The following is a 14,522-nucleotide window of genomic DNA, read 5'->3' as shown; positions in this document are numbered from 1 at the left end:
TTGCTTACCTCAGTCCTTCGCTTCGACCTGTTCAGGCTTGAATACCCGGATAGCCCAGATGATCAAACCGATAATGAAGAACGCGGAAGGTGGCAACAGTAATAAACCGTTCGCCTGATACCAGCCACCATTGTTGATTAACGGCATGATCTCAAAGCCCAACAAGCTACCGGAGCCCAGCAATTCACGGACCCCACCAACGGCAATCAAAATGAAGGAGTACCCCAAACCATTACCGATACCATCAAGGAAGCTCATCAATGGCGGACTCTTCATGGCGTAGGCTTCAGCACGTCCCATCACAATACAGTTGGTGATGATCAAACCAACAAACACCGATAACTGTTTCGCCACATCATAAGCATATGCCTTGAGAATTTGGTCAACAACAATCACCAGTGAAGCAATGATGGTCATCTGTACGATGATCCGCACACTTGATGGAATGTGATTCCGAATAACGGATACAAACAAGTTGGAGAATGCAGTTACCGCAGTCAATGCCAGAGACATAATAAGCGCAGTTTCCAGCTTACTGGTCACCGCCAAGGCGGAGCAAACACCCAATACTTGCAATGCAATGGGGTTATTAGCAAAGACAGGACCAAACAGAACCTGCTTCATCTCTTTAACGTTAGCCATTGTTCAGGCCTCCTTGACGAAGCTTGGCCAGATAAGGACCAAAGCCTTTTTGACCCAACCAAAAATCAAATGTGTGCTGGACGCCGTTGCTGGTTAAGGTTGCACCAGACAGACCGTCTACCTGATATTCGCTACCAGGGGCAGCGCCGCCTTTAACGATCTTGATCGCCGGTTGCCATTGGTCGTCAAACAACTTTTTACCTTGCCATTGACCAGCCCAAGCAGGGTTCTCAATTTCGCCACCCAAGCCTGGAGTTTCACCATGATCGTAATAAACCAGAGATTCAATGGTATTAGCGTCAGGGGCAATAGCGACAAACGCATACATAGTCGACCATAAGCCATAACCATGAACAGGTAATATCACCGACGTTACTTCACCTTGTTCATTCTTGGCTAAGTAAACACTGGCATCATTGGCACGACGACGGATCGACGCAAGGTCATCCTCAGCTGTCAGCTTGACGCTAGCAGCAGGATCTTTAGCTGCTTTACGTTGATCAAAGGTGTTGCCATCGATATCAGACAGATACTCACCGGTATCGAGGTTGATAACACGAGCTTCGATGGAGCGAGCAAATACCTCGCCGACATTTGCACCTGGAGTCAACAAGCCCGCAGCACGTAAAATATTGCGCTGTTTGTCCAGTGCTCGATTCTCTTCCTGCTTAGGCTTTAAACCTACCGCGGCAGTCGACACCACCAAACTACAGACCAAACACAAAGCAATAACGACAAACAACGTTTTGCCAATGGAATCGTTACCTTTAGACATTACGCGCAAGCCTCCGTTTGATATTTGCCTGCACCACAAAGTGGTCGAACAAAGGAGCGAACAGGTTAGCGAACAAAATCGCCAGCATCATACCTTCAGGGAAAGCAGGGTTGACCACGCGGATCATCACCACCATCACACCAATCAAGATGCCGTATGCCCAGCGTCCCTGATTAGTGAATGAAGCCGATACGGGATCGGTCGCCATAAACAGCATGCCGATAGCAAATCCGCCAACAACCAAGTGCCAGTACCAAGGCATGTTAAATAAAGGGTTGCTTTCACTGCCGATGAAATTGAACAGGTAAGCCGTTGCGACCATGCCTATCATGACACCGCCGACAATGCGCCAAGAAGCAATGCGAGCATAGATGATAATGGCGCCACCAATCAGTAGCATGGCTGTTGATACTTCACCAATAGAGCCCTGAAGGTTACCAAAGAAAGCATCCAACCAGGTCAACGCTTCTCCCGTGGTTACATGTTGCAACGCTTCCTGACCACCAGCAGCCCACTGGCTAAGGGCGGTTGCACCAGAAAAACCATCAACAGCGGTCCAAACCGCATCGCCAGATATCTGCGCCGGATAAGCAAAGAATAAAAACGCTCGACCAGCTAACGCTGGGTTGAGGAAGTTGCGACCGGTACCACCAAACACCTCTTTCGCAATCACCACACCAAAGGTGATACCTAAGGCTGCCTGCCAGAGTGGCAAGCTAGGCGGAACGATCAACGCAAATAAGATAGAAGTAACGAAGAACCCTTCGTTAATTTCGTGTTTACGGATACTGGCAAACAAAACTTCCCAGAAGCCACCAACACCAAAAGCGACAGCATAAATAGGTAGGAAATAACAAGCGCCATACAGCATCTTGCTGCCCCAACCTGCAGCAGCGCCTAAATCGCCACCCAACATGTGGAAAATGCCCACTTGCCAAGAGTCAGGCAACGCGTAACCGGCAGCCAGTGCCGCAGAGGCTTGGTCGCCAATATTAAACATGCCGTAAAACAGCGCTGGCCAAAGTGCCAAGTAAACCGTGATCATCATTCGCTTCAAATCAATATTGTCACGAACATGGGTGTTCTTTTTGGTCACCAGACCTGGTGTATAAAAGATGGTATACGCCGCTTCAAACAGGGCGTAATACTTCTCATACTTGCCGCCTTTCTCAAACGACGGTTCGATACTTTCGAAGAAACTCTTAAGGCCCATCAGATCAGCCCTCCCGCTCAATGGTGGTCAGACACTCACGTAAGATTGAGCCGTACTCATACTTACCAGGACAAACCACAGTACAAAGCGCCAGATCTTCTTCATCCAACTCTAAGCAGCCTAACTGCTGGGCACTGTCTGTATCGCCGGAGATCAGATCTCGTAACAACAGTGTTGGAAGGATATCTAGCGGCATCACTCTCTCATAGTTACCGATTGGCACCATGGCGCGATCACTTCCTCCAGTAGAGGTGGTGAAATTAAACAGCTTCTTCGGCGCTAAATGGCCAAGAAACGCGCGAGTGAGCGAGAACTTATCAGAGCCCGGCAGTAACCAGCCGATAAACTCTTTTTCGTAGCCTTCAAGCAAGATTGTGACTTGGTTGTGGAAACGTCCCAAGTAACCTTGTGGGCCGTGGGCATGAGTGCCACTTAGCACAGAGCCAGATATAACGCGGTTGTAACCCTCTTTGGTTTCGCCAGCAACGAGCTCATCCATCGCGGCACCCATACGTGTGCGCACCAAACGAGGCTGTTTTGCCTGCGGACCAGCCAAGGCGACCACTCGGTCAACAGGGAGCTCTCCGCTGGTAAATAACTGACCAATCGCAATCACATCTTGATAGCCAATATGCCAAACCATCTTAGTTGGGCCAACAGGATCTAGCATGTGGATATGCGTACCCACGAGTCCCGCAGGATGTGGTCCAGCAAAATCATGCTGTTCTAAACGCTCAACATCCACTGCGGGGATAGATGCATCAGATTTCTTACAAAGGAACAGCTTACCTTCAGTAAGGCGGCTGAGCACTTTTAACCCGTTAGCGAAATCATCAGCGGCTTCAGCGATCACCAAACTGGAATCAGCTGCCAGCGGATTAGTGTCTATGGCGGTGACAAAAATAGAGCGAGGTGCACTATCTATGGCAGGAGCCTTACTAAACGGACGCGTACGTAGTGCCGTCCAAAGACCTGATTGAACCAGGTTTTCGACCACTTTGTCACGCGCCAGGGTGGCCAAATCATTGACAGGATAACTGGCAAACTGCACCGCTTCATCACCTTCGACTCGGATCACGACGGATTGCAGCACACGTTGCGCTCCCCGGTTCACCTCTACCACTTCACCCGTTGCCGGGGCGGTAAAGATTACACCTGGGTTCTTTTTATCTTCAAACAGAGCATCGCCTTTCTTTACCTGATCGCCAACGCGAACACGCATAGTAGGACGCATACCGACGTACTCCTCCCCGAGCACGGCGACCCTGGTAATACCAGGACCGTCATGGATTTCCTGCGAAGGAACGCCGGCTATAGGAACATTTAGTCCTTTTTTAATTTTTATCATAGCCTTAACACACTAAAGTTTAACGGGATTTATAACTGAGCGTATAGAACTACCTGCCTGCACCCACCACAGACAAGGTAGGAAAACCTACCCAGATCCTGTCGGCTTGCACATGGCAAACAGTAAATCCGGCGGATTTTAACATCATTCATACACCGCAAGCTATGGCGAATTGGTGATTAACTGCAGAGTTTAGACGAGAAAACAATTGGTTAAAAAGTATCCAGCAAGAAATTGGGATATTTAGCGATAAAAAAACCATCGCCTGCTCACTTTCAAATCATTAACGCATATAAACCTATGGATAGTGGACTTCTAAATAGGCCTTCTCGGTAATTGCGTGGTAAGCACGAACGCCTTGGGTGTAGTGCTGAAAGTGAGTATAGATACGTGCTATATCAGCGTCGGCAGCTGCCTGTTCAGCCATCACCTGATCAGTGACTTGTTGTAGTGCATTCAGCACTTCGTCAGGAAATCGACGGATCTTTACGCCTTTTTCCTGCAACGTTTGCAACGCAATGATATTTCTGACGGTATATTCATCCAGCATATCGTGATTCACAACACGAGCCGCTGCGCGAACGATCACCTGTAGATCATTAGGTAAGGCATCGAAAGCTGCTTTATTAATCAAAAACTCCAGGCTCGATCCCGGCTCATGCCAACCCGGATAGTAATAATATTCAGCAGCTTCATTAAAGCCAAATGCGAGATCATTCGACGGGCCGACCCACTCGGTGGCATCAATAGCGCCCGTCTGCAGAGCAGTAAACAGCTCTCCACCAGGCAAGCTAACCGGCACGCCGCCTAGTCGCTGCAATACCTCACCGCCAATGCCTGGCAGGCGCATCTTTAACCCTTTCAGATCATCAACACTGTTGATCTCTTTGTTAAACCAGCCCCCCATCTGCACACCCGTATTCCCGCCGGCCATAGGCAGTAAATCAAACGGCGCATATAGCTCCTCCCATAACGCCAATCCACCACCATGATGGAGATAGCCATTCATCTCTTGGGCTGTAAGACCAAATGGTATGCTGGTAAAAAACTGCGCTGCGGGTACCTTACCCTTCCAATAATAAGCGGCGCTGTGCCCCATCTCGACACTGCCAGAAGAGACCGCATCAAACACTTGAAAGCCCGGCACTAGCTGATTAGCTCCGTACACAGTCACTTGCAAACGCCCTTGGCTCATCTCATTCACCAGCACAGCAAATTTTTCCGGTGCCATACCTAAACCAGGAAAGTTCTTTGGCCAGGATGTCACCAACTTCCATTCATATTGGGTTGCCGCAACCACAGTCCCGTCATCACTCTCGCGATCAACAAGATGCTGCTGTGAACTGGGCGGAAAACAGCCACTTAACAACAGAGAAAAAGCTGTCACAGGAATCAACCAGCGAGATGTCATGAATTGCCTCAAATTAAGAGTAAAGAACACTAGGGAGCCAAGTCGCTAAAGCTGGCCAACAAGCCAACAGCAGTAACATCAACAACTGCAAGCCGATGAATGGCACCACCCCGCGATAGATATCAGATGTCTTGATGCTGTCAGGGGCCGCGCCACGGAGGTAAAAAAGAGCAAAACCGAAGGGCGGGGTTAGAAACGATGTTTGCAAATTCACCGCTATCATCACTCCGAGCCAAACGGGATCAATCCCCATTGCCAACAACACAGGACCCACGATCGGCACAACAACAAATGTGATCTCAATGAAATCGAGAATGAAACCGAGTAAGAAGATCAGCAACATCACCACTGCCATGGCGGCTATCGGGCCACCGGGCAAAGAGTGGAACCATTGATGAACTAGGGTTTCACCACCCAAGGCGTAAAACACCAATGAAAAAAGGGCTGCACCGATCAATATCATAAACACCATGGAGGTGACATGCAGACTACTGCGCCCCACCTCTCTTAGGGTATGTAGATTTAATCGCCCCTGCACCGCGGCTAACACGGTAGCGCCAAAGGCGCCGACGGCGGCAGCTTCTGTCGGTGTTGCAAAGCCAAACAATATTGACCCTAACACCACAAAAATCAGTGACAGTGTGGGCACCAAAGCTCGGAACAGAAGCCAACCAAGCGCCGCTCCTGTCGCTAAATCCAGTACCTTGTCAGTTTCCTGTTGCTCGAGATCCTCTTGAGCCTCCTGCTTACATGGCACAAAAAGCACATACGCCAAATACAACAGTACCAGAATCAAACCCGGTACCAGCGCGCCAGCAAACAACTCACCAACGGATACTGTTTTAGGACTAAACACTCCTAGCTTTAATTGTGCCTGCTGGTAAGCAGATGACAGCATGTCGCCAAGTAACACTAAGGCTATCGACGGTGGCAAGATCTGACCCAAGGTTCCGGTTGCAGCCACAATACCGGCAGCACGCGCGGGGCCATAACCGCGATTTAGCATCCCAGGTAACGCCAGGACGGCGAGGGTTACCACAGTAGCACCAACAATACCGGTACTGGCCGCCAGCAACATACCAACCAATACGACGGCCATACCCAACCCGCCGTTGACATGTTTAAGCAAGTGATTCATCGCCGCTAAGAGCTGCTCGGCCAATTGCGACTTCTCTAACATCACCCCCATATATACAAATAAGGGCACAGCCAATAACGTCTGATTATTCAAAATGCCAAACAGTCGATTCGGCAGAAGCCACAAAAAGCTGGCATCAATGACGCCAAACCAGGCGCCGATATAAGCAAATATCAACGCCGATCCCGCGAGAGAAAAAGCAACGGGATAGCCAAGCATTAAGACACAACAAAGAAAAGCAAACAGTAAGGCGGGAAGGTAAGCGATCATTGCTCTCTCCCCTGCGACGGCCCAAACAAACATTCCAGCGCGGAAATGATCCAGGAAACGCCTTGCAGGTATAACAAGGTTGGCAACACTAATAGCAAAGATTTAAACAGATAAAGCCCCGATAACCCGCCAGTTTCTTGCGAGCTTTCATGGTGAAGCCAGCTATCCATCACATAGGGCCAGCTAACGGAAAAGATCATGCTGCACATCGGCATGAGCAAGCAAAGGGTGCCGCCAATACTCAACCAGGCTCGCTGCCGCGCGTTGAAGCGGCGATAAAAGATATCCACGCGCACATGCTTATCCTGTTGCAAGGTATAAGCCGCGCCGAAACAGATAGCGGTAGCATGTAGATACATGACGCTCTCTTGCAGGGCGATCCACCCCAGATTAAACAGGTAGCGCAACACCACGATCAGCATAATCAGTAACATCATGATGCCGCCGCACCAAGCCACTAAATCGCCAGCGTAACGGATACCACGATCGATAATACGGCGAATATTATTCAGCGCACTAAACAGTGCTGATGGCGAAGGAGCATAGGATGGCTGCAAGAAGTTGCCCACACATGTTACATAAGTGCAGGCATTGATAACAAATATTTAAAGATTTTGAAACAGATAGAGGTCTAACCAGGTCGCAGAGAAAAGTAAACACTCACCTTTTATACCTAAGCCGTACTACTGCCACCCATGCATTTAGGAGAGTTAGGAATATCACCGAAATTAGATTCCCACTCACTTTGCGTATAGGTGTGCATGGCTAATGCATGTATCTGCCCGTCGAGCTCCTGAGCCAGAGTTTCATTGACTGAGCGGTGGCGAGCTAACAGCCGATTGCCCTCAAACTGCGCAGAGACAATAACGACTTTAAAGTGAGATTCTGCCCCTGCAGGGACATTATGATTGCCACTTTCATTAATCACCTCCAAGTGCACAGGGGCAAATCTCTGCAGTAATTTTTTTTCTATCGTATTTTGCACCGACATAATCTATTCCTTGTGCAGTAAGTGCGATTATCTTAATGCGGCTATGGCGCATCAGAGAGATGACCCCTGCTATTTTCCATGGTTTTCATCACCACGTATAGAACGAAAAGTTAGATTAATACGAGGATCAGTTACTTTTTTCTGTTTCGGAATGGCATGCTGCCAATGGTGCTGCGTCGAACCGGTCATCAACAACAAACTGCCGTGACTTAGCTCTAATTCAAACTTATAAGCACCGTTGCGATGGCGCATCTGAAAACGACGGCTCGCGCCCAGATTAATCGATGCAATAGCCGGATCCACGCCAAGTTCAGGTTCATCATCGCTATGCCAACCCATACTGTCGTTTCCGTTCCTGTACCAATTCGCTAACACCGCATTAAAACAGCAGCCGGTATCGACTCTCAGCCGCTGCTGAAGCGCTAACAACTCAGGCTCCCAAGGTATCGGTTCCAGCCATAAGCCTGAATAGCGATATCGTGCTTCGGCCTCCCCATACCAAGCCTGCATCCGCGGAATCTTAATAAGTTTGCCAAACATACGGATCTGCGGTTGCTGCCAGCGCAACCGCTGCTGAAAGTGATGCAATAAACGATTTGCCTCTGGGTTTTCCAACCAACAGCGATAAAAATGCATTTCTGCATCAGGTAACTGAATAATTTGCGGATAATTCGTGCGTTCGACCGAGGAATTCACAGATAAACCTTTATCTCAGTTGCAAATGAAAGGCGGCAGAGGTATCACTTTAACGGATTTTACTCAGATAAAAATTACCAAACATATGACGGCTCCCGATAAAGGCAGAATTCTGGTGGTTGATGATGATCTTGAAATTCGAGATCTACTAGCAGCCCATCTCAGTAAAAACGGTTATGACGTAGATACGGTAGGCGATGGCATAGAGATGTTTAATACCTATCAAGAGGGACATCATCATCTGGTGATCCTCGACGTTATGCTACCTGGAGATGACGGTTTTACCCTTTGTCAGCGCCTGCGCAAGCAATCTGATGTGCCAGTGATTATGCTCACCGCTTCGTCCGATGAAACAGACAGAGTCATCGGTTTAGAGATTGGCGCCGACGACTATATCGCCAAGCCGTTCAGCCCAAGGGAACTGCTAGCCCGGATCAAAGCCTTGTTACGCCGCGTTCGATACACACAGCGGCAGCAACCTCGTTTGCTCAATTTTGCCAATTGGCAACTGGATATCACCACCCGCCAAGTAACCCACTTGGATGGCGAAGTGTTGGAGTTATCAGGCGCCGACTTCAACCTGCTGCAGCTGTTTCTCAAACACCCAAACGAAGTGCTCGATCGGGACACCATCTCAGATACGATCCGAGGCCGCGAGGCATCCCCCTTTGATCGTAGTATCGATGTACAGATCAGCCGTTTGCGCCAACGCCTCAGAGACAGTGGTAAACAACCGAAACTGATTAAAACGATCCGCGGTTCAGGCTATGTCCTTGCTGCAGAAGTAGCCTATGAATCTTAAGTGGCCAGAGCGGCTGACACCAAGAACCATGATGTCACGCATGGTACTGATGCTGTTGACCGCGATCCTGATGTCACAACTGATTGTGTCAGTGATCTGGAGTACTCAGTTTGAACACAGAGACGAAGAATCGCTCACCGATGTATCCAACTCTCTGGCCCTGTCGATGGCGTCAACAATACGTTTCTTTCGCTCTCTGCCCTTTGAATATCGCCACATCGTCCTAAACCAGTTACGTAATATGGGCGGCACACGGTTTTTCGTCTCCCTCAATCACGAGCTTATCGATATTCACCCAATCCCCGATTCTCGCCGCAAACATATGGTGATAAACGAGGTATCCAGAGTAATGCAGCATCAATTTGGCGCAGACGCTGGCGTAAAGGTCGAATTCAGCGCACCGAATAACCTTCACGTACTCAATAACGACACTTTGTTAGCCGACCTTCCCCCGAGTTGGGCACAACACACCCTGGTACTCGAGCCCTATAACCCTCCCATTTTGGTCATGCAGTTCCCATTAGAGGATGGCGAATGGATCTATATGGCGGCGCTTTTACCCGAACCGCTGATGACGCTGGAAACCAAATACCTGCCTCGCAGCCAATTGGTCTTTCTCCTCGTTGTCTCCACCGTCTTATTGCTGACCATCGCGGTCATCGTGCGCTGGTTGAGTGCGCCACTGAAACGGTTTTCTACCGCAGCAAAACAGCTTGGGCAGGACATTCACCGCCCACCATTGGAAGAAACAGGCCCCGCCGAAATTGCTGAAGCGGCAAAAGCAATGAACGCCATGCAGGAGCAGCTAAAGCGTTACTTAGACGACAGGGAGGAGCTTTTTTCTGCCATTAGTCATGATCTAAAAACCCCCATCACCCGTCTGCGCCTGCGGGCAGAGCTGCTCGATGATGATGAGCACACAGACAAGTTTATTAAGAACCTTGATGAACTGGAGATGATGGTAAAAGGCGCACTGCAGTGCGTTAAAGATACTGATATCCATGAAAATATTGAATCGGTGGATATCATGGAGCTGCTGCAATCGATCCAGGAAGAACTCGCCGAGCCAGAGACGATGAGTATCAGTGGCTCAATCAAAGCACCGTTCCGCGGTAAACCACTGGCGCTAAAACGCTGTCTAACCAATTTGATCGACAACGCGATTAAATACGGCGACAAAGTGAAAGTCACCCTACTCGATTACGAACAGCGCCTGTATATCCTGTTTCGTGATTACGGTCCTGGGGTATCACTTTACGATCAGAAGAAGATCTTTGAACCTTATGTTCGCTTGGATAGCACCCGCAACCGTAACGCCAGTGGCAGTGGTTTAGGCATGGGCATTGCGCGCAATATTGTGCGGGCGCACGGTGGCAATCTGGATCTGATGAATCACCCGCAAGGCGGGCTACTGGTGAAGCTGACCCTACCGCGGCAATAAACTCGTCATTATTGGCCTGATGCTTTAAGAGCCCGGAAATTCGTCAATGATCGCAAACGACAGAAAGGTGGCAAATAAGCTAACCGCGAGCAACATGTAAAGCGCCGGGTGCAACAGAACGACGCCCATACTCGCCAACCAGACTCGCCGAATCACCCGGCGCTTATGCGACCAAATACGCTGCTGCTTAGGCGACAAATAACGATGGCAAGGTAACGGGATCCATTCTCGCAACCCACTTAATACCAAGTAGAGATAGAACGTCCATGGTTGTTGCATCTATCACCCCCTCGCTTTGCCTATATTCAAAGGCTAGACGAAAGCCGCCACTGCGCGAGCAAAAATCAGTCAGTTTTTCAGCCCGACAACCATGATCTCAATCAAATCAGCGTGATACCAACCCATGCACAGATCACGTTTTTATAAATCACAGGCACCAAGCAGTGTCTATTTTTCACCCGGAAAAGCATCGCAACATTAGCAAAGACAGGTATTGTAACAGCCTTGTTACAATACCTGTCCATTTGTTACCGCACAGTAACGCTTCTCTTCATACACTTTCAGGGGTTAATCAAGGCGCTTGCAGTACGCTTTGATTAGCACAGCAACAACTCATACTAATAAAAACTAAGGAAAGGCTAATGAAACGCAAGACTCTGACCTCTGTTATCTCTGCAGTCGCGCTAGCAACCAGCGCCGGCTTAGCCCATGCTGCCGATAAAGGCGAAGTGGAAGTGCTGCATTGGTGGACATCGGGTGGTGAAGCTAAATCAGCTGCAGTACTCAAAGAGATGCTGGAAAAACAGGGCTATGGCTGGAAAGACTTCGCCGTCGCCGGTGGCGGTGGTGAAAGTGCGATGACCGTACTAAAAACCCGCGCTGTATCTGGAAACCCACCTGCCGCTGCTCAGATCAAAGGACACGATATTCAAGAGTGGGCTGATCTGGGGTTTCTAACCACCCTTGACGGCACCGCCAGCGCTGAAAAGTGGGAGCAGGTGCTGCCCAAAGTGGTCAGTAGCGTCATGAAATATGATGATAAATATGTCGCTGTTCCGGTCAATGTTCACCGCGTGAACTGGCTATGGGCCAACCCTGCCGTATTTGAAAAAGCTGGCGCCAAGATCCCAACCACATGGGACGAATTCATAGTGGCTGCAGACAAAATTAAAGCGGCCGGTCTGATCCCACTGGCTCACGGTGGCCAAGCTTGGCAAGACGCGACAGTGTTCGAAGCGATCGCTTTGGAAACCATGGGCGCAGAGCTTTATATGAAAGCGTTCAAGATGCATGATCCTGACGCGCTAGGCTCTGTCAAAATGGTCGAAACGTTCGAAAAATTCCGCACACTTAAGCAGTACATAGATAAAGATAGCCCTGGCCGAGACTGGAATATCGCTACCAACATGGTGATCGAAGGAAAAGCCGGTATGCAAATCATGGGTGACTGGGCCAAAGGTGAATTCGCCGCTGCAGGTAAGAAACCTGGCGTCGATTATATCTGCGCACCCGCCCCAGGTACCGCAGGCATGTTTACTTTCAATATCGATAGCTTCGCTTTCTTTAATCTGAAAGATGCCAATGATGCAGCGGCGCAACAAGCTCTGGCGAAAACCATTCTTAGTCCCAAATTCCAAGAGGTGTTTAACCTCAATAAAGGGTCTATCCCGGTGCGTCTGGATCAAGACATGAGTGCCTTCGATCAATGCGCACTCGATTCCATGGCGACATTCAAAGCCGCAAATACCTCAGGCAAATTAGTGCCCAGTTGGTCTCATGGATTGGCAACCACCAGCCAGATCCAGGGCGCGATCTACGACGTGGTCACCAATTACTTTAACGACGACAAAGTCAGTGCAACCGAGACGGTTGATAAGCTGGTTCGCGCCGTTAAATCTGCGATGTAATTCGATATAGCGGGCGCTTCGTCGCCCGCTTTTCGAACCAAATTATGCCTAAAGAGAGCCCAACCCCGATGTCGACTTCACACGTGCTATCAGAGCCAGTGATCCGGCCACAGTCCAAGCGCTTTTCCTTGGATGGCCTGCAAAAATGGCTACCGAAACTGGTGCTGGCACCGACCATGTTGATCACCATTGTTTGTATCTATGGTTACATGGCTTGGACAACGCTGATCTCCTTCTCCAATTCGAGTTTTCTGCCCAGTTATAAGCTGGTTGGGTTTAAACAATACATCAAGTTACTGGATAACGATCGCTGGTTGGTTTCCAGCACGAACTTACTCATTTTTGGGCTGCTATTTATCGCTATCTGTTTAGTCTTGGGGATATTTCTTGCCATCCTCCTAGACCAACAGATACAGCAAGAAGGTGCCATTAGAACCATCTTTCTGTACCCCATGGCAATCAGTTTTATCGTCACCGGCACCGCCTGGAAATGGATCCTTAACCCAGGCCTGGGTCTCGAAAAAATGCTCAACGATTGGGGCTGGAGTAGCTTTCAATTTGACTGGCTAGTCGACCCTCAGATGTCAATCTACACGCTGGTGATCGCCGCGGTGTGGCAAAGTTCCGGTTTCGTTATGGCACTGTTTTTAGCTGGGCTGCGTGGCATTGACCCTGCCATTGTCAAAGCTGCACAGATTGATGGCGCAAGTAAACCAACCATCTATCGCAGAATAGTCCTCCCGTGTCTGCGCCCAGTATTTTTCTCCGCCATTATCGTGTTGTCGCACATTGCGATTAAGAGCTTCGACCTGGTGACGGCATTGACTTCTGGCGGCCCCGGATACAGCTCCGACCTACCGGCACTGTTTATGTACTCTCACGCCTTTACGCGTGGCCAAATGGGCTTAGGTGCCGCATCGGCAATGATGATGCTGGCAGGGGTGCTCGCCATCTTGGTGCCCTACCTCTATTCAGAGCTAAGAGGGCAACGCCATGACTAGTACGACGGTAAACACCGAGGTGATGAAAAAACCTCTACAGCCAGGTCGCTGGTTGATCTACGGCATCCTTATTCTGTTCGCGCTGATCTATCTAATGCCCTTAATTGTGATGCTACTAACCTCTTTCAAAACCTCGGCTGATATCCGTTCCGGTAACCTGATGTCGTTACCCACTGAGTGGGTCTTCGACGGCTGGATAAAAGCGTGGGGAAGTGCTTGTACCGGTGTCAACTGTGATGGCATCAAGGGCTACTTCTGGAACTCGATGCAGATGGTGATCCCTGCGGTACTTATCTCCACCATGATGGGCGCTTTTAACGGCTACGTGCTGGCCAAATGGCGTTTCCGGGGGTCAGATCTGTTTTTCAGTCTGATGCTGTTCGGTTGTTTTATCCCGTTTCAGGTGATCTTGTTACCAATGGCGCAAAGTCTCGGCTACGTCGGCTTAGCCAACACCACCGCGGGATTAGTCACTGTACATGTGATTTACGGTGTTGCATTCACCACCATGTTTTTCCGTAACTATTACGTCAGCATTCCTGACGAGCTAGTTAAAGCAGCAAAACTCGATGGTGCAGGTTTCTTTACTATCTTCTTTCGCATTCTGCTGCCTATCTCCAAGCCGATCTTTATGGTTTGCGTGATTTGGCAATTCACCGCGATCTGGAATGACTTTCTGTTTGGTGTGGTGTACTCCGCTGGCGATACCCAGCCGATGACGGTAGCCCTCAACAATCTGGTCAACACCTCCACTGGCGTCAAAGAGTACAACGTGGATATGGCCGCAGCGATCCTCGCTGCGTTACCTACGCTGCTGGTCTACTTCTTTGCCGGAAAATACTTCGTGCGTGGCCTCACGGCCGGTGTGGTTAAAGGATAAAGCGCAC

General features: G+C 49.5%; 15 protein-coding genes. 5 read left to right on the top strand and 10 right to left on the bottom strand.

From position 1 onward, the window contains the following. Window positions 1-9 precede the first annotated feature (9 nt). The 9 genes from EXY25_RS10105 to EXY25_RS10065 all read right to left on the bottom strand — a co-directional run bounded on the left by EXY25_RS10105 (window position 10) and on the right by EXY25_RS10065 (window position 8,484). Window positions 10-642 (bottom strand): NADH:ubiquinone reductase (Na(+)-transporting) subunit D, encoded by a 633-nt coding sequence (locus tag EXY25_RS10105; RefSeq protein WP_114338689.1) that lies wholly within the window; start codon window positions 640-642, stop codon window positions 10-12. Then, a complete protein-coding gene (locus tag EXY25_RS10100) occupies window positions 635-1,417 on the bottom strand; it encodes a Na(+)-translocating NADH-quinone reductase subunit C (RefSeq protein WP_130566636.1) in 783 nt (260 codons plus the stop codon). The genes EXY25_RS10105 and EXY25_RS10100 overlap by 8 nt, the downstream gene beginning before the upstream one ends. Then, the gene (locus tag EXY25_RS10095; RefSeq protein WP_114338691.1) at window positions 1,410-2,630 is read right to left on the bottom strand and encodes an NADH:ubiquinone reductase (Na(+)-transporting) subunit B; all 1,221 of its coding nucleotides are present in this window, start codon (window positions 2,628-2,630) and stop codon (window positions 1,410-1,412) included. The genes EXY25_RS10100 and EXY25_RS10095 overlap by 8 nt, the downstream gene beginning before the upstream one ends. 4 nt (window positions 2,631-2,634) lie before the next feature. Then, a complete protein-coding gene (locus EXY25_RS10090; protein ID WP_130566635.1) occupies window positions 2,635-3,978 on the bottom strand; it encodes a Na(+)-translocating NADH-quinone reductase subunit A in 1,344 nt (447 codons plus the stop codon). 298 nt (window positions 3,979-4,276) lie between these two features. Continuing rightward, entirely contained in the window at window positions 4,277-5,389 is a 1,113-nt protein-coding gene (locus EXY25_RS10085; RefSeq protein ID WP_130566634.1) for a TRAP transporter substrate-binding protein, read from the bottom strand. Between the two features lie 13 nt (window positions 5,390-5,402). Then, on the bottom strand, window positions 5,403-6,794 hold the full coding sequence (locus tag EXY25_RS10080; protein ID WP_199405242.1) for a TRAP transporter large permease: 1,392 nt from the start codon (window positions 6,792-6,794) through the stop codon (window positions 5,403-5,405). Next, on the bottom strand, window positions 6,794-7,354 hold the full coding sequence (locus tag EXY25_RS10075) for a TRAP transporter small permease subunit (protein WP_130566633.1): 561 nt from the start codon (window positions 7,352-7,354) through the stop codon (window positions 6,794-6,796). Before EXY25_RS10075 ends, EXY25_RS10080 begins: the two co-directional genes overlap by 1 nt. A 116-nt stretch (window positions 7,355-7,470) precedes the next feature. Continuing rightward, window positions 7,471-7,788, bottom strand: coding sequence for a transcriptional regulator BolA (bolA, locus tag EXY25_RS10070; protein ID WP_130566632.1), 318 nt, complete (start codon window positions 7,786-7,788; stop codon window positions 7,471-7,473). Window positions 7,789-7,857: 69 nt separating this feature from the next. Continuing rightward, a complete protein-coding gene (locus EXY25_RS10065; RefSeq protein ID WP_246019535.1) occupies window positions 7,858-8,484 on the bottom strand; it encodes an alpha-ketoglutarate-dependent dioxygenase AlkB family protein in 627 nt (208 codons plus the stop codon). Between EXY25_RS10065 and EXY25_RS10060 the strand changes: the two genes are divergently transcribed. Next, entirely contained in the window at window positions 8,462-9,286 is an 825-nt protein-coding gene (locus tag EXY25_RS10060) for a response regulator (RefSeq protein ID WP_425455763.1), read from the top strand. The genes EXY25_RS10065 and EXY25_RS10060 overlap by 23 nt on opposite strands. Continuing rightward, window positions 9,276-10,727 (top strand): ATP-binding protein, encoded by a 1,452-nt coding sequence (locus EXY25_RS10055; protein WP_130566631.1) that lies wholly within the window; start codon window positions 9,276-9,278, stop codon window positions 10,725-10,727. Before EXY25_RS10060 ends, EXY25_RS10055 begins: the two co-directional genes overlap by 11 nt. A 24-nt stretch (window positions 10,728-10,751) precedes the next feature. Here EXY25_RS10055 and EXY25_RS10050 read toward each other — a convergent pair whose 3' ends face one another. Then, on the bottom strand, window positions 10,752-11,006 hold the full coding sequence (locus EXY25_RS10050) for a hypothetical protein (protein ID WP_130566630.1): 255 nt from the start codon (window positions 11,004-11,006) through the stop codon (window positions 10,752-10,754). A gap of 362 nt (window positions 11,007-11,368) precedes the next feature. On the opposite strand from EXY25_RS10050, the gene EXY25_RS10045 reads away from it, so the two are divergent. The 3 genes from EXY25_RS10045 to EXY25_RS10035 all read left to right on the top strand — a co-directional run bounded on the left by EXY25_RS10045 (window position 11,369) and on the right by EXY25_RS10035 (window position 14,515). Next, window positions 11,369-12,634: an ABC transporter substrate-binding protein gene (locus EXY25_RS10045; RefSeq protein WP_114338699.1), complete on the top strand. Its 1,266-nt coding sequence runs from the start codon at window positions 11,369-11,371 to the stop codon at window positions 12,632-12,634. A gap of 68 nt (window positions 12,635-12,702) precedes the next feature. Continuing rightward, window positions 12,703-13,635, top strand: a complete 933-nt coding sequence (locus EXY25_RS10040) for a carbohydrate ABC transporter permease (protein WP_114338700.1) — start codon at window positions 12,703-12,705, stop codon at window positions 13,633-13,635. Next, window positions 13,628-14,515, top strand: a complete 888-nt coding sequence (locus EXY25_RS10035; RefSeq protein ID WP_199405234.1) for a carbohydrate ABC transporter permease — start codon at window positions 13,628-13,630, stop codon at window positions 14,513-14,515. Before EXY25_RS10040 ends, EXY25_RS10035 begins: the two co-directional genes overlap by 8 nt. The last annotated feature ends 7 nt before the right edge of the window (window positions 14,516-14,522 follow it).

Origin of the sequence: Corallincola spongiicola, assembly GCF_004284785.1 — a bacterium.
GTDB lineage: Bacteria > Pseudomonadota > Gammaproteobacteria > Enterobacterales > Neiellaceae > Corallincola > Corallincola holothuriorum.
Note: the sequence above shows the minus strand (reverse complement) of the source record. Positions and strands in the feature narration are given on the sequence as shown.

Coding starts and splice junctions, on each gene's coding strand:
- EXY25_RS10095 (WP_114338691.1), bottom strand. CDS start 2,630: ATGGGCCTTAAGAGTTTCTTCGAAAGTATCGAACCGTCGTTTGAGAAA.
- EXY25_RS10090 (WP_130566635.1), bottom strand. CDS start 3,978: ATGATAAAAATTAAAAAAGGACTAAATGTTCCTATAGCCGGCGTTCCT.
- EXY25_RS10105 (WP_114338689.1), bottom strand. CDS start 642: ATGGCTAACGTTAAAGAGATGAAGCAGGTTCTGTTTGGTCCTGTCTTT.
- EXY25_RS10055 (WP_130566631.1), top strand. CDS start 9,276: ATGAATCTTAAGTGGCCAGAGCGGCTGACACCAAGAACCATGATGTCA.
- EXY25_RS10040 (WP_114338700.1), top strand. CDS start 12,703: ATGTCGACTTCACACGTGCTATCAGAGCCAGTGATCCGGCCACAGTCC.
- EXY25_RS10035 (WP_199405234.1), top strand. CDS start 13,628: ATGACTAGTACGACGGTAAACACCGAGGTGATGAAAAAACCTCTACAG.
- EXY25_RS10045 (WP_114338699.1), top strand. CDS start 11,369: ATGAAACGCAAGACTCTGACCTCTGTTATCTCTGCAGTCGCGCTAGCA.
- bolA (WP_130566632.1), bottom strand. CDS start 7,788: ATGTCGGTGCAAAATACGATAGAAAAAAAATTACTGCAGAGATTTGCC.
- EXY25_RS10050 (WP_130566630.1), bottom strand. CDS start 11,006: ATGCAACAACCATGGACGTTCTATCTCTACTTGGTATTAAGTGGGTTG.
- EXY25_RS10100 (WP_130566636.1), bottom strand. CDS start 1,417: ATGTCTAAAGGTAACGATTCCATTGGCAAAACGTTGTTTGTCGTTATT.
- EXY25_RS10085 (WP_130566634.1), bottom strand. CDS start 5,389: ATGACATCTCGCTGGTTGATTCCTGTGACAGCTTTTTCTCTGTTGTTA.